General features: G+C 64.4%; 23 protein-coding genes. 17 read left to right on the forward strand and 6 right to left on the reverse strand.

Features of this window, described 5'->3' with window-relative positions:
- Positions 1-51: 51 nt before the first annotated feature.
- The 3 genes from ACP159_RS18095 to ACP159_RS18105 are packed head-to-tail and all read left to right on the forward strand — an operon-like array spanning position 52 to position 2,079.
- The gene (locus tag ACP159_RS18095) at positions 52-837 is read left to right on the forward strand and encodes a DeoR/GlpR family DNA-binding transcription regulator (protein ID WP_425101111.1); all 786 of its coding nucleotides are present in this window, start codon (positions 52-54) and stop codon (positions 835-837) included.
- On the forward strand, positions 834-1,601 hold the full coding sequence (locus ACP159_RS18100) for a triose-phosphate isomerase (RefSeq protein ID WP_425101112.1): 768 nt from the start codon (positions 834-836) through the stop codon (positions 1,599-1,601). Before ACP159_RS18095 ends, ACP159_RS18100 begins: the two co-directional genes overlap by 4 nt.
- Positions 1,602-1,623: 22 nt before the next feature.
- Entirely contained in the window at positions 1,624-2,079 is a 456-nt protein-coding gene (locus tag ACP159_RS18105) for an RpiB/LacA/LacB family sugar-phosphate isomerase (RefSeq protein WP_425101113.1), read from the forward strand.
- 120 nt (positions 2,080-2,199) lie between these two features.
- Here the strand turns inward: ACP159_RS18105 and ACP159_RS18110 are convergent, their stop codons facing one another.
- Positions 2,200-3,834, reverse strand: a complete 1,635-nt coding sequence (locus ACP159_RS18110) for a Na/Pi cotransporter family protein (RefSeq protein ID WP_425101114.1) — start codon at positions 3,832-3,834, stop codon at positions 2,200-2,202.
- Between the two features lie 160 nt (positions 3,835-3,994).
- Between ACP159_RS18110 and ACP159_RS18115 the strand changes: the two genes are divergently transcribed.
- The 10 genes from ACP159_RS18115 to ugpC all read left to right on the forward strand — a co-directional run bounded on the left by ACP159_RS18115 (position 3,995) and on the right by ugpC (position 13,584).
- Entirely contained in the window at positions 3,995-4,816 is an 822-nt protein-coding gene (locus ACP159_RS18115) for a DeoR/GlpR family DNA-binding transcription regulator (RefSeq protein WP_425101115.1), read from the forward strand.
- Positions 4,817-4,888: 72 nt separating this feature from the next.
- On the forward strand, positions 4,889-5,857 hold the full coding sequence (phnD, locus tag ACP159_RS18120; RefSeq protein ID WP_425101116.1) for a phosphate/phosphite/phosphonate ABC transporter substrate-binding protein: 969 nt from the start codon (positions 4,889-4,891) through the stop codon (positions 5,855-5,857).
- Between the two features lie 69 nt (positions 5,858-5,926).
- Complete coding sequence (phnC, locus tag ACP159_RS18125) at positions 5,927-6,718, forward strand: phosphonate ABC transporter ATP-binding protein (protein WP_425101117.1); 792 nt, start codon at positions 5,927-5,929, stop codon at positions 6,716-6,718.
- Complete coding sequence (gene phnE, locus ACP159_RS18130) at positions 6,715-7,530, forward strand: phosphonate ABC transporter, permease protein PhnE (RefSeq protein ID WP_425101118.1); 816 nt, start codon at positions 6,715-6,717, stop codon at positions 7,528-7,530. Before phnC ends, phnE (ACP159_RS18130) begins: the two co-directional genes overlap by 4 nt.
- Positions 7,531-7,592: 62 nt before the next feature.
- Positions 7,593-8,345: a phosphonate ABC transporter, permease protein PhnE gene (phnE, locus tag ACP159_RS18135; RefSeq protein WP_425101163.1), complete on the forward strand. Its 753-nt coding sequence runs from the start codon at positions 7,593-7,595 to the stop codon at positions 8,343-8,345.
- Positions 8,346-8,347: 2 nt separating this feature from the next.
- Positions 8,348-9,247 carry an HAD-IIA family hydrolase gene (locus tag ACP159_RS18140; protein ID WP_425101119.1) on the forward strand — a complete coding sequence of 300 codons (900 nt, stop codon included), beginning with the start codon at positions 8,348-8,350 and terminating at the stop codon, positions 9,245-9,247.
- A gap of 94 nt (positions 9,248-9,341) precedes the next feature.
- Positions 9,342-10,640, forward strand: a complete 1,299-nt coding sequence (gene ugpB, locus ACP159_RS18145) for a sn-glycerol-3-phosphate ABC transporter substrate-binding protein UgpB (protein WP_425101120.1) — start codon at positions 9,342-9,344, stop codon at positions 10,638-10,640.
- Positions 10,641-10,850: 210 nt separating this feature from the next.
- Positions 10,851-11,732 carry a sn-glycerol-3-phosphate ABC transporter permease UgpA gene (gene ugpA / locus ACP159_RS18150; RefSeq protein WP_425101122.1) on the forward strand — a complete coding sequence of 294 codons (882 nt, stop codon included), beginning with the start codon at positions 10,851-10,853 and terminating at the stop codon, positions 11,730-11,732.
- Between the two features lie 17 nt (positions 11,733-11,749).
- On the forward strand, positions 11,750-12,586 hold the full coding sequence (gene ugpE / locus ACP159_RS18155; RefSeq protein WP_425101164.1) for a sn-glycerol-3-phosphate ABC transporter permease UgpE: 837 nt from the start codon (positions 11,750-11,752) through the stop codon (positions 12,584-12,586).
- Complete coding sequence (gene ugpC, locus ACP159_RS18160; protein ID WP_425101123.1) at positions 12,586-13,584, forward strand: sn-glycerol-3-phosphate ABC transporter ATP-binding protein UgpC; 999 nt, start codon at positions 12,586-12,588, stop codon at positions 13,582-13,584. Before ugpE ends, ugpC begins: the two co-directional genes overlap by 1 nt.
- Here ugpC and ACP159_RS18165 read toward each other — a convergent pair whose 3' ends face one another.
- Genes ACP159_RS18165 through ACP159_RS18180 form a run of 4 tightly spaced genes read right to left on the reverse strand, consistent with a single transcriptional unit; the run spans position 13,585 to position 18,688 of the window.
- Positions 13,585-14,379, reverse strand: a complete 795-nt coding sequence (locus ACP159_RS18165; protein ID WP_425101124.1) for an inositol monophosphatase family protein — start codon at positions 14,377-14,379, stop codon at positions 13,585-13,587.
- On the reverse strand, positions 14,379-15,437 hold the full coding sequence (locus ACP159_RS18170; RefSeq protein WP_425101125.1) for an ABC transporter ATP-binding protein: 1,059 nt from the start codon (positions 15,435-15,437) through the stop codon (positions 14,379-14,381). Before ACP159_RS18170 ends, ACP159_RS18165 begins: the two co-directional genes overlap by 1 nt.
- The gene (locus tag ACP159_RS18175) at positions 15,434-17,608 is read right to left on the reverse strand and encodes an ABC transporter permease (RefSeq protein WP_425101126.1); all 2,175 of its coding nucleotides are present in this window, start codon (positions 17,606-17,608) and stop codon (positions 15,434-15,436) included. Before ACP159_RS18175 ends, ACP159_RS18170 begins: the two co-directional genes overlap by 4 nt.
- Positions 17,609-17,665: 57 nt before the next feature.
- Positions 17,666-18,688 carry an ABC transporter substrate-binding protein gene (locus ACP159_RS18180; protein ID WP_425101127.1) on the reverse strand — a complete coding sequence of 341 codons (1,023 nt, stop codon included), beginning with the start codon at positions 18,686-18,688 and terminating at the stop codon, positions 17,666-17,668.
- A 151-nt stretch (positions 18,689-18,839) separates the two neighbouring features.
- Here ACP159_RS18180 and ACP159_RS18185 point away from each other — a divergent pair, with 151 nt between their 5' ends.
- Positions 18,840-19,838: a substrate-binding domain-containing protein gene (locus ACP159_RS18185; protein ID WP_425101128.1), complete on the forward strand. Its 999-nt coding sequence runs from the start codon at positions 18,840-18,842 to the stop codon at positions 19,836-19,838.
- Between the two features lie 61 nt (positions 19,839-19,899).
- Here the strand turns inward: ACP159_RS18185 and ACP159_RS18190 are convergent, their stop codons facing one another.
- The gene (locus ACP159_RS18190) at positions 19,900-20,979 is read right to left on the reverse strand and encodes a hypothetical protein (protein WP_425101129.1); all 1,080 of its coding nucleotides are present in this window, start codon (positions 20,977-20,979) and stop codon (positions 19,900-19,902) included.
- A gap of 500 nt (positions 20,980-21,479) precedes the next feature.
- Between ACP159_RS18190 and repA the strand changes: the two genes are divergently transcribed.
- The 3 genes from repA to repC all read left to right on the forward strand — a co-directional run bounded on the left by repA (position 21,480) and on the right by repC (position 24,988).
- A complete protein-coding gene (gene repA, locus ACP159_RS18195) occupies positions 21,480-22,679 on the forward strand; it encodes a plasmid partitioning protein RepA (protein WP_425101130.1) in 1,200 nt (399 codons plus the stop codon).
- Positions 22,679-23,647 carry a plasmid partitioning protein RepB gene (gene repB, locus ACP159_RS18200; protein ID WP_425101131.1) on the forward strand — a complete coding sequence of 323 codons (969 nt, stop codon included), beginning with the start codon at positions 22,679-22,681 and terminating at the stop codon, positions 23,645-23,647. The genes repA and repB overlap by 1 nt, the downstream gene beginning before the upstream one ends.
- Before the next feature lie 240 nt (positions 23,648-23,887).
- Entirely contained in the window at positions 23,888-24,988 is a 1,101-nt protein-coding gene (gene repC / locus ACP159_RS18205) for a plasmid replication protein RepC (protein ID WP_425101132.1), read from the forward strand.
- Positions 24,989-25,256: the final 268 nt, after the last annotated feature.

Raw genomic sequence — 25,256 nt, forward strand, 5'->3', positions numbered from 1 at the left:
ATTGACGGTATTTTTGTGACGTGTCATGTTACGTATCAGGAGGACTCACCAGTGAAACGCGACGACAGACAGCAAGCGATCATGGATCTGCTGGTGGCAGAAGGCACGGTGGAGCTTGACGCTCTGGCCGAGCGTTTCGCCGTGTCGCGCATGACAATCCACCGCGATCTGGACGAACTCGAAGGCGCGGGCCTTTTGCGCAAGGTGCGGGGCGGCGCAACGATCCAGTCCGGCACCCGGTTCGAGTCCGATTTCCGCTTTCGCGAGCGCCAGAACGCCGGGGCGAAGGCCGCCATGAGCCGTGCCGCGCTCGACCTGATCGAGCCGGGCATGACCGTGATGATCAACGACGGCTCCATGACCGCCGTATTGGGCCAGATGCTCCCGCAGAAGCGGCCCCTGACCGTCATCACCAACAACGCCGCCGTCATCGACGCGCTGAAAGCCGAGTCCGGCGTCACGCTGATTGCTCTCGGCGGCACCTATTCGGCGAAGTACAATGCCTACCTCGGCAAGCTGACCGAAGACGCGCTCGCCACCCTGCGGGCTGACATCGCCTTTATCTCCACCCCCGCCGTCATGGGGCTGGAAACCTTCCACATGGACGACAGCGTGGTGCAATCGAAGCGCCGGATGATGGACCAGGCCACGATGCGGGTGCTGGTGGTCAACCATACCCGCTTCGGGCAGGCCGCGCTTTACCGGCTCGCCGCCCTGGATGAGTTCGACCACATCATCACCGACGCCCTGCCCGCCGAAGACGCCCGCAAGGCGCTCGATGCCAAGGGCATCGCCCTCACCATTGCGACACAAGACCCCGAGAAAGCCACGGCATGAACACCCCCGACATCTGGATTGGCACATCCTGGAAGATGAACAAGACCCTCGCAGAGGGCGAAGAATTCGCAAAGGCGCTGGCCGCGGCGGACGCATCGCGCGATCCCCGCATTCAGCGCTTTGTCGTCCCGTCCTTCACCGCGGTCCGAGAGGTCAAGCGGCTCCTCGAGGATACCTCGGTGAAGGTCGGGGCACAGAATATGCACTGGGCCGACGCGGGCGCCTGGACCGGGGAGGTCTCTCCCCTCCAACTCACCGACTGCAATCTCGATCTGGTCGAGCTGGGCCATTCCGAGCGCCGCGCGCATTTCGGCGAGACGGATGAGACCGTCGGCCTCAAGACCGAAGCCGCCGTGCGTCATAGGCTGATCCCGCTGATCTGCATCGGCGAGACGCTGGCCGAGCGCGAAGCGGGCCGGGCGCGAGAGGTGCTCGAAAATCAGGTACGCGGCGCCCTTGGCAAGCTCACCGGCCCGCAAAAGGACGCCACCATCGTCCTCGCCTACGAGCCCGTCTGGGCCATCGGCGAGAACGGCATCCCGGCCACCTCGGGCTACGCCGACGATCGGCAGGCGGAGATCATCGCCGTGGCGCAGGACGTGCTGGGCCGCAAGATCCCCTGCCTCTATGGCGGGTCCGTCAATCCGGGCAACTGCGAGGAACTGATCGCCTGCCCGCATATCGACGGCCTCTTCATCGGACGCTCTGCGTGGAACCCCGAGGGCTACCTCGACATCCTCGCCAGATGCGCCGCCACACTGTAAACCCTTGCATTGGAACACTGACATGAAAATCGCAGTCGCCGGAGACAGCGCGGGCGAAGGTCTCGCCAAGATCCTCGCCGAGCATCTCTCCAAGTCTCATGACGTATCCGAAATCTCCCGCACCGCGGCGGGTCCGGACGCCTTCTATGCCAACCTCAGTGACCGCGTCGCCTCGGCCGTCCTCGCGGGCGAATACGAGCGCGCCATCCTGATCTGCGGCACCGGGATCGGCGTCTGCCTCGCGGCGAACAAGGTCCCCGGCATCCGTGCCGCGCAGTGCCACGACACCTATTCGGCAGGCAAAGCCGCGACCTCCAACAACGCCCACATCATCACCATGGGTGCGCGCGTGATCGGGGCGGAACTGGCCAAGGACATCGCTGACGCCTGGCTGTCGAAAAAATTTGACGAAAATGGTCCCTCGGCCGGGAACGTTTCGGCAATCATGGACGTTGATGCCAAGTACAACAAGGCCTGAGATCCTCCCTCCCTCCGGGGTTTCGACCCCGACCAGGCCACCCCAGCCCATGGCGCCTCCCCCCCTGCGCCATGGGCTTTTTCGTTGCCGTGCGGCGCCAGTCGCACCCTTGCCCGAACATCACTCTCCGGGTGCCGCGCTCCGGGCAAGGCGGGTGCTGAGGAAGGCCCCGGCTTCTTCCAGGATCGGGTAGGCGGCGTAGCTGAGCGAGGTGTTGACCTGCTTGAGCAGACGCAGGATTTCCTGGTGCATGTTCGTGCTGGCGACGCTGTCGGAGCCGCGATCCTGCAACCGCTGCAGGTGCCGTTCCTGCAAGGTCTGCTCCAGCCCCCGCATCTTGTCCTTCTGCGCCACCAGTTGCCGGGCGTCGTCCGCGCTGCCGGTGGTCAGCACGCCCATCGCAAGCTGCGCATTGGCGCAGACCACGTCATGCAGCGTTTCGAGATCGGCCAGCCCTTCGTCCGAGAACCGGACAGCCTGTCGCTGCATCTTCTGCGCGATGGCCAGCAGGTTGACCGCAATCCGGTCGGCGGCCTCCTCCAATCCGTTCGCCACGGTGACAAGCTCCAGGGTCTGCCGGGACTGGTCGTCCGAGAGCGTCCCGGCCCGGAGGCGCGAAATGTACAGCTTCGACTCGAAGTGCATCCGGTCCACGGAATCCTCGAACCTCCGGATGCGTGCGCCCGTTTGGGCATCCCACTGGCGATACAGGGGTTTGACCAGGAGCAGCATGGCCTGCACCGTCTCGCCCATGCGCATCAGTTCCCGCCGCGCACAAGCGAGGCCGAGGCGCGGGTCGGAGAGGGCGTCGGGATCGAGCGCGCTCAGACTCTCCTCCGCCATTTCCGGCTCCGGGCGCAGGACCTTCTCCCCCAGACGCGGCAGACGCGTCGACAGCGGAAGGGCACAGAGAACAAGCGCGGCGTTGAACAGCACGTGCAGCGTGATCGCCATCGCGCCCGAGTCCATGGCCGGAACCGGCAGCCCGCCCCAGGCCAGCACCGCAAGGCCCGCGAGGGCAAGGCTGCCCCGGGCGATAAGGTTCGCGGTGGTCACCGCCCGCACCGCCCGCGCGGCGCCGGCGAGCAGCGTCATCGGAATGACCGCCCCGCCCAGATTGGCCCCGAGCACCAGCGCCGCCGCCACGGGCCAGGGCGTCACGCCGGTTGCGGCAAGACTGGCAACCGTGAGCACGGCAGCAAGGCTCGAATGCATCGACCAGGCAAGCACGGCCCCGAGGGCAAACGCGCTGAGCAGGTCGCCGGACAGGTAGGCGGCGATGGCCCGCACGATCTCGTTGCCCGCGATCGGTGCGGTGGCCTCGCGGATCATCCCGAGCGCCAGCAGCATGAGCGCGAGCCCCACAAGGATCCGCCCGGCCTGCTGCAATGTCTGCCGCCCGGACCGGAAGTTGAGTCCCACCCCCACCAACAGCAGCACGGGAACCGCCGCCTGGATCGGCAGGAACAGCACACGCGCCATGACGGCTGAGCCGAGTTCCGCTCCGATGATCAGCATCAGTGCCGCGCCCGGAGCGATGGCTCCACCGGCGATGAAGCCGCTGGCGATCAGCGTCACGGCTGTGCCGCTCTGCATCAGCATGGCCGCGAGCAACCCGCCGAGAACCGCCGTCGGGTGATGGCGGCTCAGGCGTCTCAGGCCACGGCTGACCTCGCCCAGGAACGCCCGCTCGACGCCGGTACGCACCAGCCGAACCGCCCAGAGCAGCAGCGCGACCGCTGCGAAGAGATGCATGAGAAACGCGATCAAAGCCTTTGTAAACCTTTCATAACCCGGAGCAATCCGTGGGGTTGCAGGGAAATTCATCATCAGAATGTGGGTTATGCAACAAAAATGATTGAAACTCGCCTGAAATGCCACAAACATGATCGCGAACCGCGAGTCAGGGAACAGGATGACGCAGGCCGATCTCAGCACGGGCAAGCCGAAGGACGGGGCCGCCGACGGGCCTGTGCGCCTGCGCAAGGCCGAGCGGCGAGAGCGCATCCTGTTTGAGTTGAAACTGCGGCCGCATGTGCGGATTTCGGAGCTGTCGGAGATCCTGCACGTCTCGACCGAAACCGTGCGCCGCGACTTCGATGCGCTGGCCGATGACGGCCTCGTGGCGCGTGCCCATGGTGGCGCAACGGCGGCATCGCCGGGACATTATCCCGGCCTCGACGAGCGCGCCCACGCCCGGATCGGCGAGCGCGAACGGATCGGCAAGCGGGCGGCGCTCATGGTACAGCCCGGCGAGACACTGATGGTCGACAGCGGGTCCACAACAATCCAGTTCGCCCGGGCACTGGCCCTGAACGGCACGCCCTGCACCGTCATCACCAACTCGATCCCCATCGCGATGACGCTCGAATCCGGCGTGCAGCATGTGATCCTCTGCCCCGGTACCTATCAGCCTGCCGAATCCGCCGTCACCGGCACGGACACGCTGGACTATCTCGCCCGCTACAACGTCGATCGCTGCATGATCGGGGCTTCGGGCCTGACGGAGGACGGCCCTTCGGAAACCGTACCCGGCTTCGCGGCGGTGAAGCGTCTCATGCTGGCCCGCGCCGCGTCGCGCCACCTGCTGATCGACGCGCAGAAATTCGGACGGCGGGGGCTCAATGTCGTCGGCAGTCCGGAGGATCTCGACGGGCTGGTCGTCGACAGGATGCCGGAAGCCGCGCTGTCGGCGGCGTTGACGGCGGGAGGCGTCGACATCGTGCTCGCGGACTGACCCTTCGCGCTACTGGAACAGACCAAGACAGAACAATGCGGCGCAAAAGCCGCACAATCGGGAGGAAAGACAATGAAAGAGACATTCAAGCTGATGCTCGGCGCATCCGCGATGGCGCTGCTGTCCACCGCGGCCATGGCGCAGGACTGCCCGCGCGGCGATCTGGACGCGCGGTATTGCGACGCCGATGGCGACCTCGTCGCCGATATCCCCACGGACGAGAGCCAGTGGCTCGACCCCGATACGCTGGTCTTTGCCTATACGCCGGTCGAAGATCCCGCCGTCTACAAGACGGCCTGGGCCGATTTCCTCGACTATCTGAAGGAAAAGACCGGCAAGGAGGTGATCTTCTTCCCGGTGCAGAACAACGCCGCACAGATCGAGGCGATGCGCTCCGGCCGTCTGCACATCTCCGGTTTCAACACCGGCTCCAACCCGCTGGCGGTGAATTGCGCGGGCTTCCGCCCCTTCACCATCATGGCCTCCGAGGACGGCTCCTTCGGCTACGAGATGGAAATCATCACCTACCCCGGCTCCGGCGTGGAGAAGATGGAAGACATCAAGGGCAAGCAGCTGGCCTTCTCCTCGCCCACGTCCAACTCCGGTTTCAAGGCTCCGTCCGCGATCCTGAAGGGCGAGTACGGCATGGAAGCCGAACGCGATTTCGAGCCGGTGTTCTCGGGCAAGCATGACAACACCATCCTTGGGGTCGCCAACAAGGACTACACCGCGGGGGCCATCGCCAACTCCGTCATGCACCGCATGATCGAGCGCGACGTCATAAAACCGGATCAGGTGGTCTCGATCTACAAGTCCCAGACCTTCCCGACCACCGGCTTCGGCGTGGTCTACAACCTCAAGCCCGAGTTGCAGGAGCAGATCCGCGACGCGTTCTTCACCTTCCCGTGGGAAGGCTCGTCCTTGCAGGAGGAATTCTCCAAGTCCAACGAGGCACAGTTCATCGAGATGAACTACAAGGACTTCTGGGACGTGATCCGAAAGATCGACGCCGCGAACGGCGTGTCCTACGCCTGCGAGTGATCCGCTTTCACTGACTGACACCCGGACGGGGCCATCGCGCTCCGTCCGCTTCGCACTTGGGAAACGGGCATGCTTCGCCTCGAAAAACTGACAAAGACATACAAGACGGGCGACATGGCACTGAAGGGCATAGACCTCGACGTGCCGGCCGGCCAGGTTCTGGCGCTGATAGGGCCTTCGGGCGCGGGCAAGTCGACGATGATCCGCTGCATCAACCGGCTGGTGGAACCGACCTCCGGCGCGGTGATGCTGGACGGGACGGATCTGACCAAACTCGGGGCCGGAGCCCTGCGCCGGGCGCGGCGCGAGATGGGCATGATCTTTCAGGAATACGCGCTGGTCGAGCGACTGACGGTAATGGAGAACGTGCTCTCCGGGCGGCTTGGCTATGTCGGCTTCTGGCGCTCGTTCCTGCGCCGCTTCCCGCAATCGGACGTGGACGAGGCGTTTCGCCTGCTCGACCGCGTCGGCCTTCTGCACATGGCGGACAAGCGGGCGGACGAACTCTCCGGCGGTCAGCGCCAGCGGGTCGGCATCTGCCGGGCGCTGATCCAGCAGCCCAAGCTGCTGCTGGTGGACGAGCCCACCGCCTCTCTCGACCCGAAGACCAGCCGCCAGATCATGCGGCTGATCTGCGAACTTTGCGCCGAGCGCGGCCTCGCGGCGATCATCAACATCCACGACGTGGCGCTGGCGCAGATGTTCGTGCCGCGCGTTGTCGGGCTGCGCTTCGGCGAGATCGTCTTCGACGGGCTGCCGACCGCGCTGACCCCGGACAAGCTGACCGAGATCTATGGCGAGGAAGACTGGGAGGCGACGATCCAGAAAGACGACGACCCCGAGACGGAGGCGGCGGAATGAGCCACCGGGAACTCGACGACATGCTGGGCACAGGCTGGCGCAAACCGCCGCTGATCCGGAATGCCGGGCTGCGCTGGGGGCTGATCGCAGGGTTCGCGGTCTACCTCGTCGCGGCGGTCTCCACCATTCCGGTGGATTGGGGCCGGGTCTGGGAAGGGTTGGACCGGGGCTGGCAATTCGTGCTGGCCTTTACCCATCCCGATTTCATCACCCGCTGGTCCGACATCTGGGATGGCCTTGCGGAGAGCATCATCATGACTGTGGCGGCCTCTGTCGTGGGGATCGCCATCTCCATCCCCATCGGTCTGGGCGCGGCGCGCAACATCGCGCCCCTGCCCGTCTACGTGATTTGCCGCGCGATCATCGCCATCAGCCGTGCCTTGCAGGAGATCATCGTTGCGATCCTGCTTGTCGCCATCTTCGGCTTCGGCCCGCTGGCCGGGTTCCTGACGCTGAGTTTTGCCACCATCGGCTTCCTGTCGAAACTGCTGGCCGAAGACATAGAGGCGATGGACCGGGTGCAGGCGGAGGCGATCAAGGCCAGTGGGGCGCGTTGGATGCAATGGATCAACTACGGCGTCCAGCCGCAGGTCATGCCGCGTCTCGTCGGTCTGTCCATGTACCGCATCGACATCAACTTCCGCGAAAGTGCCATCCTCGGCCTCGTCGGCGCCGGGGGCATCGGCGCGACGCTCAACACCGCCTTCGACCGTTACGAGTATGACACGGCGGCGGCCATCCTGATCCTGATCATCGGGATCGTCATGGCGCTGGAGTATCTCTCCGGCGTGATCCGGGCGAGGGTTCAGTGATGGTGGTCCTGACGCAAAACGACACGCAGGTCTGGCGGCGCAGGACCACCGGACAGGCACTCATGCGCTGGTTCGGGTGGCTGATCGGGCTCGCCGTCTTCCTCTACTGCTGGCACCAGATTTCCAGCGCGACCACCTGGTTCTTCGTCTGGGACGCGCCGCGCATCGCGGGCGACATCTGGGACCGGGCGACCCCGCCGCGCTGGGAATACATCGCCAAGCTCGGCCGCCCGATCTGGGACACGCTGAACATCGCGACGCTGGGCACGCTGATCTCGCTGCTGCTGGCCATTCCCGTGGCCTTCCTCGCGGCGCGCAATACCACGCCGTCCCGCCTTATCGCGCGGCCCGTCGCGCTACTGATCATCGTCTCCACCCGTTCGATAAACTCGCTGATCTGGGCGCTGCTGCTGATCGCCATCATCGGGCCGGGGGTGTTCGCCGGGGTGGTGGCCATCGCCATCCGCTCCATCGGCTTCTGCGCCAAGCTGATCTACGAGGCCATCGAGGAAATCGACCACGGCCAGGTCGAGGCGATCACCGCCACCGGCGCCAGCCGCTGGCAGGTCATGGCTTTTGGCATCGTTCCGCAAATCCTGCCCGCACTGGCCGGGGTGGCCGTCTTCCGCTGGGACATCAACATCCGCGAGTCGACCGTGCTCGGCCTCGTCGGCGCGGGCGGCATCGGATTGCAGTTGCAGAGCTCGCTGAACGTGCTGGCCTGGCCGCAGGTTTCGCTGATCCTGCTGGTGATCCTCGCCGCCGTCGTCATTTCCGAATGGGTTTCGGCCAAGGTCCGGGGGGCGATCATTTGAGCATGACCGTGGATACCGCCTTTGCGGCGTACGAAGCGGTGCGGCACCGCCTGCCTGCACCGTCTAACACCGCAACCCGGCCGCACTGCGTCGAAACGCTCGCCGATGTGGCGGACCGCTACGATGCCTTCCTGCTCGACGCCTTCGGCGTTCTGAACATTGGCGAGACCGCCATCGAAGGTGTCGCCGGGCGCATCGCGGACCTGCGGGCCGCGGGCAAGCAGGTGCTCATCGTCTCCAACGCGGCGGGGTTTCCCCACGCCGCGTTGATGGAGAAATATGCGCGGCTCGGCTATGACTTCGCGCCGGAGGAGGTCATCACCAGCCGCCGCACCCTGCTCGAAGGGCTGAAGGGACGCGGTGGAACACGCTGGGGGCTGATGGCGACACGCAGCACCGGGTTGCGCGATCTCGAAGGACTCGATCTCGTCTATCTCGAGGAAGATCCCGCGCCCTATGCACAAGTCGAGGGTTTCCTGCTCGTCGGCAGCGCGGCCTGGACGGAGGGGCGGCAGGCGCTTCTCGAAGCCGCCATCGCCGAGCGCCCGCGCCCCGTGCTTGTCGGCAACCCCGACATCGTCGCCCCGCGCGAGAGCGGTTTCTCCACCGAACCGGGCCACTATGCGCACCGCCTCGCCGACCGCACCGGGATCACGCCGGAATTCTTCGGCAAGCCCTTCGCCAATATCTACGACCTCGCCTTTGCACGGCTGAACCCACTGCCGCCCCGGGACCGCATCCTGATGGTGGGCGACAGCCTGCACACCGACATCCTCGGGGCGCAGACCGCTGGCGTGCATTCGGCGCTGGTCGCCGGCTACGGATTCTTTGCCGAAGGCGATCCGCAGGCCGCCATCACGCGGTCGGGCATCGTGCCCGACGTCATCGTGACCCGCCCGTGACCCTGTCACGGAACTTTCACCAAGCGCGGGCACAACGCGCAGCATCCCGGCGGCAAACGCCGGTCCAACAGACTGACCCAGGAGGGAAAACGAGATGAAACTGACCCGGACATTGATGGCCTCCGCTGCCATCCTGACCGCCGCCCCGGCCTTCGCCGCGACGGAAATCGAGTTCTGGCATGCCTTCACCGGCCGCCTTGGCGAGTTGGTGGCGGAGCAGGTCGAGACCTTCAACGCATCGCAGGACGCCTATACGGTCGTGGCCACGCACAAGGGCAACTACTCCGAAACGCTGAACGCCGGCATCGCCGCCTTCCGCGCCGGGGAGCAACCCGACATCCTCATGGTCTTCGAAGTCGGCACCGCCACCATGATGGCTGCCAAGGGCGCGGTGCGGCCCGTGTACGAAGTGATGGGCGACGGCTTCGACCAGTCGCAGTACATCGGCGCGGTCAAGGGCTACTACACCTCCGCAGACGGCAACATGCTGTCGCTGCCGTTCAACTCGTCCACACCCGTGCTCTGGGTCAACCGCACCATGTTGCAGGAAAACGGCATCGACCCGGACATCGACCTGTCCACCTGGGAGCAGGTGGGTGAGGTTCTGACCCAGCTCAAGGACGCCGGTGTCAGCTGCCCGCTGACCACGGCGTGGCAAAGCTGGATTCACCTAGAGAACCTCTCGGCCTACCACAACGTGCCCTTCGCCACCAAAGCCAACGGCTTCGAAGGCACCGACACGGAGCTGGTGTTCAATGGCGACGCGCAAGTCGCGCACATCCAGGCCATGGGCGATTGGGCGAAGGACGGCAAGTTCATGTACGCTGGTCGCCGCAACGAGGGCGGCGCGAACTTCCGCGCCGGAGAATGCGCTCTGTTCACCGAAAGCTCGGCGGGCTACGCCGGGATCAAGGCCGAAGCGCAGTTCGAGTTCGGCGTGCGTCCGCTGCCCTATTGGGCCGCTCTGGTCGATGCGCCGCAGAACACCATCATCGGCGGTGCCTCGCTCTGGGTCATGGAAGGCCAGTCGGACGAGGACGATGCCGGCGTGGCCGAGTTCCTGAAGTTCCTCTCCTCGCCGGAGATCCAGGCAAAGTGGCATCAGGACACCGGCTACCTGCCGATCACCCAGGCAGCGGCCGACCTGACCGCCGAGCAGGGCTTCTATGACGCCAACCCGGGCACGGACGTGGCGGTGAAGCAGATGACCGCGAACGAGCCGACGGAGAATTCCAAGGGCATCCGCCTCGGGTCCTTCGACCAGATCCGCACGATCATCGACGAGGAGCTGGAAGCGGTCTGGGCGGGCGACAAGTCCGCGCAAGAGGCGCTGGACTCCGCCGTCGAGCGGGGCAACCCGCTGCTGCGTCGCTTTGAGCAATCGGCCCGCTGACGCGCTAAACTATCGGGAGGGGCCCCGGTCTTTCGGGGCCTCTCCCTCGCCCTCTTTCACGGTGGCTCCCATCCGCCTGCCGCCCGCTCCCGAGATCCCCGCAAAGAGTATCCGGTCCATGCCCTTGCCCGCCCCTGATCGTCCGGACCGCGCCGTTGCCACTGGCGCACCGCACCGTCCGCATCCTCGCCTCCGAAAGGCGGTGTGCTGATGGAAAAGCGCGTCACGTTCAAAGGCGTCTGGCTGCCGTTGCTTCTGGTCCTGCCGCAGTTGCTGATTACAGCCGTCTTCTTCTTCTACCCGGCGGGGCAAGCCGTCTGGCAATCGCTGTTCATCCCGGACCCCTTCGGCTTGTCGATGCAATGGGTCGGGCTTGGCAACTTCGAATATCTGTTGGGCGATCCCTATTACCGGGCCGCTTTTCTGACCACGGCGGTCTTCTCAATCCTCGTCACCGTCGTCTCGATGGGCCTCGCCCTGTATCTCGCGGTCTTGGCGGATCGCCTGATCAAGGGCTCGGGCACCTATCGCACGCTGCTGATCTGGCCCTATGCCGTCGCGCCCGCCGTCGCCGGTGTCCTGTGGCTGTTCATGTTCAACACGCGGGTCGGCGTGGTGACCTGGTATCTTGGCCAGCTTGGCTATGACTGGAACCACGTGCTGAACGGGTCGGAGGCGATGGGGCTTGTCGTGGTCGCCTCGGCCTGGGGCCGGATCAGCTACAACTTCCTGTTCTTCCTTGCAGGTTTGCAGGCCATCCCGAAATCGGTGATCGAGGCCGCCGCCATCGACGGGGCACGCTTCTGGACCCGGTTCCGCACCATCGTCTGGCCGCTGCTGTCGCCGACAACCTTCTTCCTGCTGGTGGTCAACATCATCTATGCCTTCTTCGAAACCTTTGGCGTGATCCACACCATCACCTCGGGCGGCCCGCAACAATCCACCACGATCCTCGTCTACAAGGTCTATGCCGATGGATTCGTCGGTCAGGACCTCGGCTCCTCGGCGGCACAATCCGTCATCCTTCTGGTGATCGTCGGCATCCTGACCGTCGTGCAGTTCAAGTTCATCGAGCGCAGGGTGCACTACTGATGTCTGATCGCAACGGCATGGTTGAGAAACGCGGAGCGGGGCTCTGGCTGACCCATCTGGGCCTTATCCTCGGCGTACTTTTCATCTTCTTCCCGATCTGGCTGGCCTTCGTCGCGTCAACCGTGACCCAGCCGGAGATTGCCCGCCCGCCGATGCCACTGCTGCCGGGCGACCAGTTCTGGGAGAATTATTCCAAGGCGCTGACGTCGGGGGTGAATGCGCCGGTCGCGCTGATGCTGTTGAATTCGGGAATCATGGCCATCGGCATTGCCGTGGGCAAGATCGCCATCTCGCTGCTGTCGGCCTTTGCCATCGTCTACTTCCGCTTCCCCGGACGACACCTGTTCTTCTGGTTGATCTTCCTGACGCTGATGCTGCCGGTGGAGGTCCGCATCGTGCCGACCTACGAAGTCGCGGCCAACTTCGGGATGCTCAACAGCTATGGCGGGCTGATCCTGCCGCTTGTTGCCTCCGCCACGGCAACCTTCCTGTTCCGGCAATTCTTCATGACTGTCCCGGATGAACTCGCCGAGGCGGCGCGGGTCGACGGGGCGCGGCCCATGCGGTTCTTCTGGGACATCCTGCTGCCGATGAGCCGCACGAACATCGCCGCGCTGTTCGTGATCCTGTTCATCTATGGCTGGAACCAATACCTCTGGCCGCTGCTCATCACCACCGATCCGTCGATGAACACCATCGTCATGGGCATCAAGCAGATGTTCCCGTCCGGAGACGACATCGCCGATTGGCCGGTGATCATGGCAACGTCGATCCTCGCGATGATCCCGCCGGTGATCGTCGTGATCGGGATGCAAAGACTATTCATCCGCGGCCTTGTGGAGAGCGAGAAGTAATGGCGACCCTGACCCTTGAAAACGTCCGCAAATCCTTCGGCAAGACCGAGGTGATCCATGGCGTCGACATCGACGTGCGCGATGGCGAGTTCATCGTGATCGTCGGCCCGTCCGGATGCGGGAAATCGACCCTGTTGCGCATGGTGGCAGGGCTTGAGACGGTGACATCCGGCGCGGTGAAGATCGACGGGCGCGTGGTGAACGACGTCGAGCCGATGGACCGGGACATCGCCATGGTGTTCCAGAACTACGCGCTTTATCCGCACATGTCGGTCGAGCAAAACATGGCCTACGGGCTGAAGATCGCTGGAACCCCGAAGGCGGAGATCGAGGAGCGGGTCGGGCAGGCCGCGACGATGCTGCAGCTGGAGCCCTATCTCAAGCGCAAGCCGCGCGAGCTGTCCGGCGGCCAGCGCCAGCGTGTCGCCATGGGCCGCGCCATCGTGCGCAAGCCCGCCGTGTTCCTCTTTGACGAGCCGCTGTCGAACCTCGACGCCAAGTTGCGCGTCCAGATGCGGCTGGAGATCAAGGCCCTGCAGCGCGACCTTGGCGTGACTTCGCTCTATGTCACCCACGATCAGGTCGAGGCGATGACCCTCGCCGACCGGATGATCGTGATGAATGGCGGTGTCGCCGACCAGATCGGCGCGCCGCTGGACGTCTACGCGAGCCCGGCGACCGCCTTCGTCGCGGGGTTCATCGGCTCGCCGCCGACGAATTTCCTTGCACCGTCCATGATCGGCCAAAGCAGCGAAGGACAGATTGGCATCCGCCCCGAGCACATGCGGATCACGCCGCAGGGTCGCCTGACGGCGCATGTCGCCTATGCCGAGCCTTTGGGGGCGGAGACGCTGGTACACCTGCGCGGGCGGAACGGTGACTTGCTGACCGTTCGGCAGGACGCACATGCCCCCATCCCGCAGGAGGGCGCAAGCGTGACGCTGGATTGGGACGCAAGCCGGGAGATGCGCTTCGACCTCTCCGGCAAGCGGGTTTGACTACCAGGCCTCCGAGGTGCCGAAGGCGCAGATCGCCGTCAGTTCCTCGAACGTCCCGGGACCGGCACCGAGCACCGGTGCGGGTTTGGCGAAGGCTTCGCCGGTCGGGAACGGGCGCACGCGCCCGCCCGCTTCCAGGATCAACGCATAGGCCGCCATGCAGTCCCAAGCACTCATCCGGGGTTCGGCATAGCCGACGAGCCGTCCTGCCGCGACCCAGGCCAGCATCAGCGCGCCGGACCCGTAGCGCGTCCAGCTCGATCCCGCCTCCATCAGGTCCGCCAGCATCTGGCCAACCCGGTCAGAGGCCACCCGGTCGTTCGCTCCGATGCCGAGCAGGCCGGAGCGCAGGTCGCCCGGCATGACCCGCATCGGCGCACCGTTGAGGAAGGCCCCCTGCCCCCGCGCCGCAACGAAGGTCTCGCCGAGCACCGGCGCCACGATCACGCCGAGTGCCGGACCGTCCGCATCGTGACCGCCGATGGAGACGCACCACCCCGGCAGGCCGTTGAGATAGGGCGCGGTGCCGTCGATCGGGTCGATCACCCAGGTGAACCCGGAGGTTCCCTGCGACAAGCCATGCTCCTCGCCCAGTTGCGCGTCTTGGGGGAAGGCGCGGGCCAGGGCATCGCGGATCAACGTCTCGACGTTGCGGTCGGCTTCCGAGACAAGGTCCGTCACGTGCCGCTTCGTCTCGATCGCCAAGGCGTCACGCCGGGTGAAGTAGTCCAGAGCCATCGCCCCGGCGTCCCGCGCCACCTGCTCGGCCACTGCCAGCCGTTCGGTCAAATCCATCATGCCTCTCCCGGGATGAGCGCCAGCCCGCGCGGGCGCAGGTCGAGCACCACGGCCGTACCCACGGACAACGGCCGGTCGCTTTCGTCATCGACAACAAAGATCCGCCCGAGCGCCCCGTCGATTTCATATTCCACGTGGTCGCCAAGGTAGGCCGAGGACGCAACCGTGCCGCGCACCCCGGCGCCATCGGTGCGAACCCTGGCCGCATTGGCCCGCATGGACAGGCGCGCCGGACCTTCCCGCAGGCCCCGCGCCGGGAGCGACAGCACGACGCCGCCGACATCCACCTGTGCCGTGTCGCCGGACACCGAGAGGATCCGGCCCTCGATCACATTCGCCTCGCCGATGAAATCCGCGATGAACTCCGAGGCCGGGGCCTCGTAGAGCTCGCGGGGTGTGCCGACCTGAGCCACCACGCCGCCCTTCATCACCACGATCCGGTCGGAGACCGCAAGCGCCTCCTCCTGGTCGTGGGTGACATAGACCGCCGTGAAGCCGAGCCGTTGCTGCAACTCGCGGATTTCCGTGCGCACCCGGCGGCGAAGACGGGCGTCGAGGTTGGAGAGCGGCTCGTCCAGCAGCAACACCTGCGGCTCCAGCACCAGCGCCCGCGCCACCGCAACCCGCTGCTGCTGCCCGCCGGACAATTCCGCCGGCAGCCGCACACCGAGACCGTCGAGCCCGACCAGCGCCAAGGCCTCCCCTGCCCTCTCCCGCGCTTCCGCGGCCTTCATGCTGCCGGCTTCGAGACCATAGGCGACGTTCTGCGCCACGCTCATATGCGGGAACAATGCGTAGCTCTGGAACACCATCGACACGTCGCGCCGGTCCGCAGGCAGACGCGTGACGTCCTGACCGCCGATGAGGATGCTGCCTTTTGTCGGACTCTCCAGCCCTGCCAGCATCCGCAGCGTCGTCGTCTTGCCGCAGCCCGACGGGCCGAGCAACGTGACCAGTTCCCCCGGCGCGATGCTCAGCGACAGGTCCGGGATTGCCGTGAACTGTCCGAATGTCTTGACCACGTTACGGAATTCCACCGCGCCTCTCTGTGTCATGCCTTGACCTCCCGGGCCCGCCCGATGCGCCTCTCCCCGACCAGCACCTGGAACCCGCCGATGACCGAGATCATCACGAGGATCAGGACGGAGGAATAGGCGATTGCGATGCCGTATTCACCATTCTCGACAAGGCCGACGATATAGGCCGTTGCCATGTTGTATTTCGCACTGACCAGGAAGATCACCGCGCTGATGGAGGTGATCGCCCGCACGAAGCTGTAGACCAGCGCGGCCAGGATCGCCGGGCGCATCAGCGGCAGGATCACCTTGCGCATGGTGCGCGCGGAGCCTGCGCCGAGGGTCAGGGAGGCCTCGTCGAGCGATCCGTCGAGCTGCGCCATCGCCGCCACGCCGCCGCGCACGCCGACGGGCATGTTGCGGAAGACGAAACAGGCGATGAGGATTGCCGCCGTGCCGGTCATCTGCAGCGGCGGCAGGTTGAAGGCCATGATGTAGCTGATGCCGATGACCGTGCCGGGAATGGCGAAGCTCATCATCAGCGCGAACTCGAAGACCGACCGCCCCGGGAAACGCTGGCGCACGATGAGCCAGGCGGTCAGCAGGCCCACGGCGGCGGTCAGAGGCGCGGCAATGAGGGCGATCTCCATGGTTGTCCAGAAGCTGTCCCAGGCGACGCCGGTCCAGGCAAAGCCGTCCGTCAGCGTGACACCGAACGCACGGATGTAATGCTCGAAGGTGAGCGAGTGATCGAGGCCCCATGTCGTCACGAAACCGCCAAAGAGGATCATCGCGTAGACCGTGACGGTAAAGAGCGCCCAGACCACCGCAATCGTGATGACCGGCCAGGCCACGCGGCGCGGCAGTTGCGCATGTCGGCCGCCGTCACCCTTGCCGGTAACCGTCGCGAAGTTGCGGCCCGACAGCCAGAGCCGTTGTGCAAGGAAGGCGGAGAGGGTGAAGACCAGCAGGACCGAGGCGAGGACCGCGGCGCGTGCCGGATCGTTCTGCGCACCCACGACGGCAAAGAAGATCTCCGTCGACAGGACGCCGCCAGACCCGCCAAGGACCAGCGGGTTGCCGAAATCCGCCATCGACTCGATGAAGCCGATCAGGAAGGCATTCGCCAGCCCCGGCGCCATCAGCGGCAGGGACACCTTTCGGAAGGTGCGCCAACGGTCCGAGCGCAGCGTCTGGCTCGCCTCTTCCATGGAGGGCGAGATGCCTTCGACCACGCCGATCAGCACGAGGAAGGAAATCGGGGTAAACGACAGCATCTGCGCAATCCAGATGCCGGTCAGGCCGTAAAGCCAGCGGCCAAGTTCGTATCCGGTTGCCGCCTCGATCCATTGGGTCAGCGTGCCTTGCCGCCCGAGCAACATGGTCAACGCGAGCCCAACCACGAAGGGCGGCGTGATGATCGGCAGGACGGTCAGCAGCCGCAGCGATCCCTTGAAGCGGAATCCGGTGCGCGTCGCCACAAGGGCAAAGACGAGGCCGAGCAGCGTCGAGCCGGTTGCGGTGCAGATGGCCAGGAAGAAGGTCCGCCAGGCCACGCCGCAATTGCCACCGGTCAGGCAGGCGAGCGACCAGATCTTCGGATCGAAGATATTGTTTCGAACCCCCTCCGAGGTGAAGGAGCCGTCGAAGTCCTGGAACGCGCCGGTGAACATGGAGACCAGCGGGTAGAAGACGAAGACCGCGACCAGGAGAACCAGCAGCGTAATCGACCCGAGGACAAAGGCATCCCCTTTGAGCGCGCCGCGTTCCGCAGCGCCGAACGCAACCATGAGCGCGAAGGCGATGCCGAGAGCGATGGCCCCCGCGCCGAATGCTTGCTGCCCGGCCACGTCACCGAAGAGCGTTTCAAGCAAGCCCCAGTTCCAGCCGCGCAGGCCGATGGACAACCCTTCGACAAGCAACCAGCCAAGGCCCGCCATGCCTGCAAACGCCAGTGCCCTGCCCCGCTCTCCCGGCTGGCGCGCCAACCGCAGGTAAGCCGCGAAGGCGAGCAGGAGCAGGAGCGGCCAAAGCTGCCAGCGCCCGGTGAGGGCCTGCACCAGGCCCGGCCAGAGTTTGTCCGAGCCGACGACATCTGCCACCCACTCGAAGGTAAAGAAACCGGACCGTACGCGGTACCACGGCAGCAGCAAGAGCGCGAGCATGCTGCCCACAAGGACCAGGTCGAGCCTGCGGTTGTCAGTGTTCATAGGAAAGTCCGGAAAATCGTGGGTTGCGCGATCCTGGCCGCGCAACCCGGGGTTCCCTTACTGAAGCGGCAGGCTGCCGATCTCGGCATCCCAGCGGGCTAACAGCGCCTTGCGCCGCTCTGCGCTGCCATACTCCGCAAAGTCGTAGTCGATCAGCTTGATCTTCGACAGGTCCGGCGCCTCCTTCGGCGGCGTGGCCGAAGCGTTGGACGGGATCTGGAATGATCCGGCGGACGGCATCATGTTCTGCACCTCAGGGGTGAGCACCCAGTCGTAGAAGACCTTGGCTTCCGCCTCGTTCTGCGCGCCCTCGACCATCGACATGGAGCCGATCTCGTATCCGGTGCCCTCGCAGGGCGAGCCGACCTCTACCGGGAAGCCCTCGACCGCCTGCGCCACCGCGTCATGCTGGAATACGATGCCGAGGCCGGTTTCGCCCCGCGCCGCCGCCTTGACCGGGGCGCTGCCCGACTTGGTGTACTGCGAGACGTTGGCGTGCATCTTCTTGAGGAAGTCGAAAGCCTCGTCCTCGCCCATGATCTGCACCAATGTCGCGAGCGTGGTGTAGGCCGTGCCGGAGGAATTCGGATCGGCGATCTGGATCTCGCCTTTCAGCGCCGGGTTCAGCAGGTCGGACCAGCATTGCGGTGCGGCAATACCTTTCTTCTCGAAGATGTCCTTGTTGAACCCCCAGCCGAGCGCGCCGGAATAGACCCCGACCGTGTGATAATTGGACGTGGCCGCCTGCTGTTGCGCCCAGGGCTGGAGTTTGTCCAGCATCTCCGACTTGTACTCCGCCGTCAGCCCATCGGCGGCCGCCTGCAAATGCGGATCACCAGTGCCGCCCCACCACAAGTCCGTCTGTGGATTGCGTGCCTCGGCGCGGATCTTGGCATAAGCCTCGCCCGACGACAGGCGCACCATGTTGACGTCGATGTCGGAGTGGCTGGCCTCGAATTCGCTTACCAGCTTCTCGCAGATCACCACGTCCGCCGAACAGATCAGGTTCAGTTCACCGGCCATCGCCGCAACGGGAAACAGGACAACCCCGCCCAGAAGGGCGCATTTCAATGTCTTCATCATATCCTCCCTGGCTCCCCCGGTGGACCCGGGGGCACTGTTTTGCACAGCTGTGCATCAGCGTGTCTTTCGAATCACAAGTTGTCAACAAATCTTCACATAGGTATTGTTAGATTGGCGAACTGACGACTTGCACAGGATTGCAAACCATATGGCCAAACGACAGGTCAGCGCCCGCGACGTTGCGGAACTCGCCGGCGTTTCCCGCGCGGCCGTGTCGCGGGCCTTCACGCCCGGCGCTTCCATCGCGCGGGAGACGCGGGCCCGGATCGAGGCCGCCGCCGAGGAGCTGGGCTACCAGGTCAACCACCTTGCCCGCGGCCTCATCACGTCGAGCACCGGTCTCGTGGCCCTGATTGCCGCCGAGGTGAACACACCCTATCGCTCCGCGCTGCTCGCGGCGCTCACCGAACAGCTGCAGGCGGATGGCAAGGTCGGCATCCTGATCAACACCGACCGATCCGACGACAGCGTGGCCAAGGCGTTGCGACAGGCCATCGCCTATCGAACCGACGCGGCCATCGTCCTGTCGGGGATGCCGGACAGTTCACTCGCCGAAACCTGCCGGCGCAATGGTATGAAACTCGTGTTGATCAACCGCGACGAGGAACGGCCCGGTTCGCTGATGATCCGCGTCGGCGATGCGGACGCCGGGCGACAGGCCTTCGCCGCACTCCGCGCCGCCGGATGCCATCGCATTGCCCTTGCCAATTCCAAAGCCGGCACCGCCAGTCTCGATGACCGCGCGCGTGGCTTCCGCGAGGCCGCAGCGGACGCCGGTGTGCCGATTTTGGAAGAGGCGCTCGGCGCTACCGCCTATCAGACCGGCCTCGACCTCGGCACCCGGCTGCTGAGCCGCACCGACCGCCCCGATGGGGTGTTCTGCACCACGGACCTGATTGCCTGCGGTTTCATGGACGCGGCGCGGAGGCGACTGCGGCTGCGCGTGCCGCAGGATCTGTCCGTGATCGGGTTCGACGACATCGACCAGGCCGGATGGGAATCCTACGCACTGACCACCTTCCGGCAGCCGGTGCGCAAAATCGCCCGTGCGGCAGTTCAGGGCCTCGCCGCCCCCGCAACGGACGCGCCGCAACAGCGCGTCGTCCTGACAAGCCGGATGGTCTGGCGGGGAACGGTGAAATCCTGACCCTTGCCGCAAGGGTTCGGCTCTTTGCCCAAGTCACATCCGGGGAAGAGCCCTCTCCGGCTCACGCCTCCACCCGGGTCGCGATCCGCCAGAGCCGGAACCGCCCCTGTCCGGTGACTTCCCGGACCAGACCCTGATCCGCCATCCAGTTCAGGTTGCGCTGCACGCTCGCGCGGCTTGCTCCCGTCAAGGTTTCGGCCATGGGCGCCGAGACGATCGGCCAATCCTTGAAAACCGCCGTCAAGGCCGCAGGGGTCCGGCCCGACAGCGAGGCCATGCGGTCCCTCGCCCGCTCCGCCCACTTCTCGACATCGTCCAGATGGCGCATCGCCGTCATGATGGCGTTTTCCATGCCATCCAGCCACCGGGCAAGTCGCACGGAGGGCAAGCCAGCAGCCCGCAGGCCCGCTGCCCCACCCATCGCCACTGGCGCAAAGACCGCACCGCGTCCCGGCTCTGCCGCAACTCTCGCAACAGTGACGGCGGCCTCGATGCCGGGACCATTCTGGCTGAGTCCCGCGAGGCTCCAGAGATGAAACCCCATGCAAGCCCGGGTGATCGGGTGAAGGGACGACGCCGCCTTCATCACGCCAAGCCAGGCATCCGCGCGATCCTCGAACCGCTCGGCGTCCTTGTCCAGGCGCTCAGGGTCACGGCGGTCCAGGAACGCCGCGAGATCACTCAAGGGGCCTGGTCCGCCCTTCAGCCGCCGCACCGCCCAATGCGTGCTCGCCAACGCGTCAACATCCTCCTGGACTCCGGACAGACGCATGGAGGTCCAGAGCGCGAGGCGGTCCGGACTCACGCGTTCGCCCGAAAACCAACTGAGGTCTGCCGCCTCGATCAACGCCAGCCTGTGCCGCCACCCAACCGGACCACGCAACAGCCGATCGTCGAGCGCTCCCAGTCGGCCGGCCACCCGCGCGAGCTGCGCTGCACGAGATGCTTCCGCCTCGGCCCACTCGGCAACAACGGCCCGTTCGTCCGGATCCGCCCGTGGCCCTTGCAACCAAAGGTCCGGATCATCATCCGAGGGCTCCAGCTCGAACCACGGCGCGTCTGGAGGGGCGCTTTCCCCCGCCTCCACGGCTTTTCGGAGCCGTTCAGAATCGTCCGGAAAACGGGAGGGTTGCTTTTTCATATGCGCAAAATAGAGAACTTTTGCGCATTACCCAAGAGTTTTCATATGGGAAGCTTTAGCCGCCGTTGGAACCCACAGCCGGGTAAACCCCTGTCACTGCCATGGACCGAGCAAACCGCCAGTTTCTGTCGCCAGTTGCTCCCCTCTGGCAAGTCCGATTTACATGCAAGGACACCACGCGGAATCACCGTTTCAACCGTCAGTTTTGCTTCCGGAAACCGGAGTCCTTCCTGTATTGTTGTCCCAAGCGCAGGTTTTTATCCAGAGCGGGAAACGTCCGGCCCTCGGCAAATTTTGTCTTGAGTATTCAACAGATTAACAACCAGAGCCCATAGCCTGTGCGTCTAGTGCTGTGGATAACTTTTCCACCAAATCTAGATTCTTCTTGCCGGACTCGCATGTTCGTGGCATTCCCATTCTGACGGCAAAACGCGTCAGACGTGGCTTCGACCGTCAGAATGATAAAGAGCCTTGGCAAAGGCCATGAGAGGCGGCAGACAATGGATGATAGAAACATGGGCCATCCGCAAGGGATAGGCTCGTCAGACATCGGCGCATTCGCCGACAGTCTTGCGGAGTCGCTCGACCGACAGATGAAGGTTGCGTTCGAGCCGGAGGTGCGCAAATCGCTGCGCCGCTTCAGCTCTACGGAAGTGGCCGAGGTGCTGCGCGTCAGCACGTCTAACCTGCGCAATCGTCACAAGGATGGCAGCTTTCCCGAGGTCCACACCGATGGACGCGGCCACAGGTTCTACACCGCCGAAGACGTAGACGCGTTGCGCACCATCCTGGCCCGGACCGGGAAGAACGCCGACGCGTACCGACCCGGACGCCGGGAAGGAGACCGGCTTCAGGTCATATCGGTGGTGAATTTCAAGGGCGGCAGTTCAAAGACGACCGCGACCATCCATCTCGCACATCGCTATGCCCTGCGGGGCTACCGTGTACTTGTGCTTGATCTGGACCCGCAGGCCAGTCTGACGACGTTTTTCGGGTTCCGGCCGGAGCTCGAATTCGCCGAAGGCGGCACCATCTATGACGCCCTGCGCTACGAAGACCAGGTCCCCCTGTCGCACGTGATCCAGAAAACCTATTTCCACAAGCTCGACATGGTCCCCGCCGGCCTGATGCTGTCGGAGTATGAGACCGAGACGGCAAACGCGCTGGCCCGCCGGGTTCAGCCGGTTTTCGCGGAACGGCTCGCTCTGGCGCTGGAGGAGGTCGAGGCCGACTACGACATCGTGCTGATCGACTGTCCCCCACAGCTGGGCTTCCTCACACTGACAGCCTTGGCCGCCTCGACCGGCCTTCTGGTGACCGTGGTGCCCGGCATGCTCGACATCGCGTCGATGAGCCAGTTTCTCAAGTTGGCGTCCGAGACCGTCAAGGCGGTCGAAGACGCCATCGGGCGGCGGGTTACCTGGGACTTCGTCAAGTTCCTGATCACCCGGTACGAGCCCTCGGACGGGCCGCAAACGCAGATGGCCGGGTACCTGCGGTCTATCCTCGCAGGCCAGGTCATGACGGAGCCGATGCTGAAGTCGACCGCCATTTCCGACGCCGGCATGACACAGCAGACAATTTACGAGGTCGACCCGAGCCAGCTCATCCGCAAGACGATCGACCGGGCTTTGACCAGCGTAAACAGCGTGGCCGATGAACTCGAACAGACGATCCAGCTGGCGTGGGGGCGGCGCTGATGGCACGCAAGATCTTCAACCAGCCCCCGAAAGAGGAATCAGCCGCCGAGGCCCCCTCCCCTGCCCCGGCCAAGCCCGCGAAATTGCCCGGTTCTGTGGGTGGGTTGCGCGACTCCCTGCGGGAAATCACCGCCAATTCGATCCGCGATATCGACCCTGAGCGGATCGACATGGACGGCCTGCGGGACCGCCTGACGCTTGAAGATGCCAGCATAGACGATCTCGCCGAAAGCATTCGGAAGCATGGTCAGCAAGTGCCGATCATGGTCCGCCCCTCGGACCAGCCGGATCGCTATCGCATCGTCTATGGTCGACGCAGGCTTGCAGCCATCCGAAAGATCGGCGGGCCGGTCAAGGCAATTGTGCGAACACTGAGCGACGACGCCTCTCTGATCGCGCAAGGCCAGGAAAACAATCTGCGTCTCGACCCATCATTTATAGAAAAATCGTTGTTTATCAAAGAGATGCAGGAGGCTGGCTACAAACCTGGTGTGATTCAGGACGCCTTGGGCCTGACCCGGCAAGGGGTCTCCAACCATCGCGTGGTGATCGAGCAGTTGCCGGACGATCTCGTCCGTCTGATCGGTCCGGCCCATGGTATCGGTCGCCGGCAATGGGGCGACCTGGCGGCACTCTCGCCGAAGCTGCCAGTGGTGGACATCGCCAGAAGCACGCTCGCCGCTCTCACTGAGGACATCCCGAGCGCCGAGAAGTTTCAAGCTGTCTACGCCGCCTGTACAAGCCGGATGCGCACCGCAACCAGGCCAGACGCGAGCAGTCGGAATACGGTCGTCAGGGACACTGGCGGCAACCCTGTCGGAACGCTTTCGGTGGACAGCAAGACGGTGGCCATCAAGATCACCCGCAAGGACAACCCGGAATTCGGCCAATGGCTCGAAGAACGCGCGGAAACGACACTGCGCGCACTGTTCGACCAATGGCAGGATGAGCGAGGCTCGGGGACCTGATCCCCGGTCAAACCCGTAAACACGAGCAGAGGAGCAAGACGAAGACCAGAAAGAAAAGAGCCCCCCAAGGTTTCCCCCGGAGAGCCCTCATCATCTGATTAGCACCCAAGATGTAGCAATCTCCGACATGGCGGTCAAGAGCCACCGATTCGGTGGACGTCTTTTTATTGCCTTTTCTCGCCGGAAACTGCGGGAAGAGCCGGGGAAGGTATGGGCCAGACCGGTCATCGTTCCATAATCATGGCATTCACTCGACTTTCTATACAGGCCACCCGCCCCGAGTCCGGCGCGGGTCATGACACCACCGCTGAGCGCGACATCTGGGCCATCTTCCGTGCGCTCCGGGACACGCGCGCCCTGTTCGGGCTCCGGCCGGGGCACGTCCAGACGCTGCAGGCCATGCTGAGCTTTCTCCGGCCCGGTCACGGCGAAACCGTATTCGCATCCAACCGCGAAATCTGTCGCCGTGTTGGCGGAATCGACGAACGCACCCTGCGCAGGCACATTGATCGCTTCATCGCTCTCGGGTTCATGCATCGTCAGGACAGCCCGAATTGCAAGCGGTATCGAGTGACATCGTCCGACGGCGACTCCATCAGTTTTGGCCTGTCTCTTGCCCCACTTATGCAGCGCGCGGGGGAATTGCTTGCCGCAGCCCAGGAGCAGGAAAACGCACGCCGGGATCGCCTGTTCCTGCGCAAGCAGATCCTGACAAAACTCGCTGTGCTCGACGAAGCGCAGCGCGGGAACACCCTTTCTTCGGATGTGCGCCGCACCTTGCGGCGGAACCTCTCGCTTGCTGAATATCGGGCCCTATTGTCTGAAATCACGGTCGTATGCGAGGACTTGTCCACCACGGTGGACGTGCCCGAACCATGCAAACTGCCCGCCAACGACGGTCATAATGTCCGGCACCATTCTAGGTCTATAAAAGAACAAAAAGATATGGAAACGCCAGAGAGCGCGGACATTCCGACCTTTCAGGAACTGACTGCGGTCTGTGACCAGGCAGTCTCCTTCTCAGCAACGCCGTTGGACAGCTGGGTCGCTATCGAAAGTCATGCCCGAATCCTAGCACCCATGGTGGGCATTCACATCACGAAGTTCGAAAAGGCTTTGAAAGAGGTTGGTTCGAGAAAGGCGTCCTGCGCCATATTTCTCATTTTGCAGCTCGGAAGCAGGATCAGGGATTTCGCCGCATACTTTCACAGCGTCACCCTCGGCCGAAGAAGGTCAGACTTCGATCCGTCAAAACTCGTGGCTCAACTCTTGCGCAACGCGCCTTCGGCCCTGCGTGTCCACCGCGGTGGACACGCACGACACCGGGCAGCGGATACCTGACCTGAAACTGAACACGTGACATGACCGAGTCATCCCAACATCGAACATGCGCGCTGCTTGCTCGAAGCCGGCGGTCAGATTTCCGGGACAAGGGACAGCGAACCAGATTCTCAGGCTCACACCACAACGTGTCTTGTTGTATTCGTCTGATAGACACGGTCGGGCACCGGGGTTCTTTGTCCAGGAGGCACGAGGGGTGTCGGACCAGACCCACGAGTCAAACCCGCCAGTGCTCGAAGACTTGTCCACCGCGGTGGACAAGATGACT

This window comes from Tropicibacter sp. S64, from assembly GCF_049803835.1.
GTDB lineage: Bacteria > Pseudomonadota > Alphaproteobacteria > Rhodobacterales > Rhodobacteraceae > Pacificoceanicola.

Bases quoted from the DNA above. Each gene is read 5' to 3' on its own strand.
- ACP159_RS18100 (WP_425101112.1), top strand. From the start codon at position 834: ATGAACACCCCCGACATCTGGATTGGCACATCCTGGAAGATGAACAAG.
- ACP159_RS18105 (WP_425101113.1), top strand. From the start codon at position 1,624: ATGAAAATCGCAGTCGCCGGAGACAGCGCGGGCGAAGGTCTCGCCAAG.
- ACP159_RS18110 (WP_425101114.1), bottom strand. From the start codon at position 3,834: ATGCATCTCTTCGCAGCGGTCGCGCTGCTGCTCTGGGCGGTTCGGCTG.
- ACP159_RS18115 (WP_425101115.1), top strand. From the start codon at position 3,995: ATGACGCAGGCCGATCTCAGCACGGGCAAGCCGAAGGACGGGGCCGCC.
- phnD (WP_425101116.1), top strand. From the start codon at position 4,889: ATGAAAGAGACATTCAAGCTGATGCTCGGCGCATCCGCGATGGCGCTG.
- phnC (WP_425101117.1), top strand. From the start codon at position 5,927: ATGCTTCGCCTCGAAAAACTGACAAAGACATACAAGACGGGCGACATG.
- phnE (WP_425101118.1), top strand. From the start codon at position 6,715: ATGAGCCACCGGGAACTCGACGACATGCTGGGCACAGGCTGGCGCAAA.
- phnE (WP_425101163.1), top strand. From the start codon at position 7,593: ATGCGCTGGTTCGGGTGGCTGATCGGGCTCGCCGTCTTCCTCTACTGC.
- ACP159_RS18140 (WP_425101119.1), top strand. From the start codon at position 8,348: ATGACCGTGGATACCGCCTTTGCGGCGTACGAAGCGGTGCGGCACCGC.
- ugpB (WP_425101120.1), top strand. From the start codon at position 9,342: ATGAAACTGACCCGGACATTGATGGCCTCCGCTGCCATCCTGACCGCC.
- ugpA (WP_425101122.1), top strand. From the start codon at position 10,851: ATGGAAAAGCGCGTCACGTTCAAAGGCGTCTGGCTGCCGTTGCTTCTG.
- ugpE (WP_425101164.1), top strand. From the start codon at position 11,750: ATGGTTGAGAAACGCGGAGCGGGGCTCTGGCTGACCCATCTGGGCCTT.
- ugpC (WP_425101123.1), top strand. From the start codon at position 12,586: ATGGCGACCCTGACCCTTGAAAACGTCCGCAAATCCTTCGGCAAGACC.
- ACP159_RS18165 (WP_425101124.1), bottom strand. From the start codon at position 14,379: ATGGATTTGACCGAACGGCTGGCAGTGGCCGAGCAGGTGGCGCGGGAC.
- ACP159_RS18170 (WP_425101125.1), bottom strand. From the start codon at position 15,437: ATGACACAGAGAGGCGCGGTGGAATTCCGTAACGTGGTCAAGACATTC.
- ACP159_RS18175 (WP_425101126.1), bottom strand. From the start codon at position 17,608: ATGAACACTGACAACCGCAGGCTCGACCTGGTCCTTGTGGGCAGCATG.
- ACP159_RS18180 (WP_425101127.1), bottom strand. From the start codon at position 18,688: ATGAAGACATTGAAATGCGCCCTTCTGGGCGGGGTTGTCCTGTTTCCC.
- ACP159_RS18185 (WP_425101128.1), top strand. From the start codon at position 18,840: ATGGCCAAACGACAGGTCAGCGCCCGCGACGTTGCGGAACTCGCCGGC.
- ACP159_RS18190 (WP_425101129.1), bottom strand. From the start codon at position 20,979: ATGAAAAAGCAACCCTCCCGTTTTCCGGACGATTCTGAACGGCTCCGA.
- repA (WP_425101130.1), top strand. From the start codon at position 21,480: ATGGATGATAGAAACATGGGCCATCCGCAAGGGATAGGCTCGTCAGAC.
- repB (WP_425101131.1), top strand. From the start codon at position 22,679: ATGGCACGCAAGATCTTCAACCAGCCCCCGAAAGAGGAATCAGCCGCC.
- repC (WP_425101132.1), top strand. From the start codon at position 23,888: ATGGCATTCACTCGACTTTCTATACAGGCCACCCGCCCCGAGTCCGGC.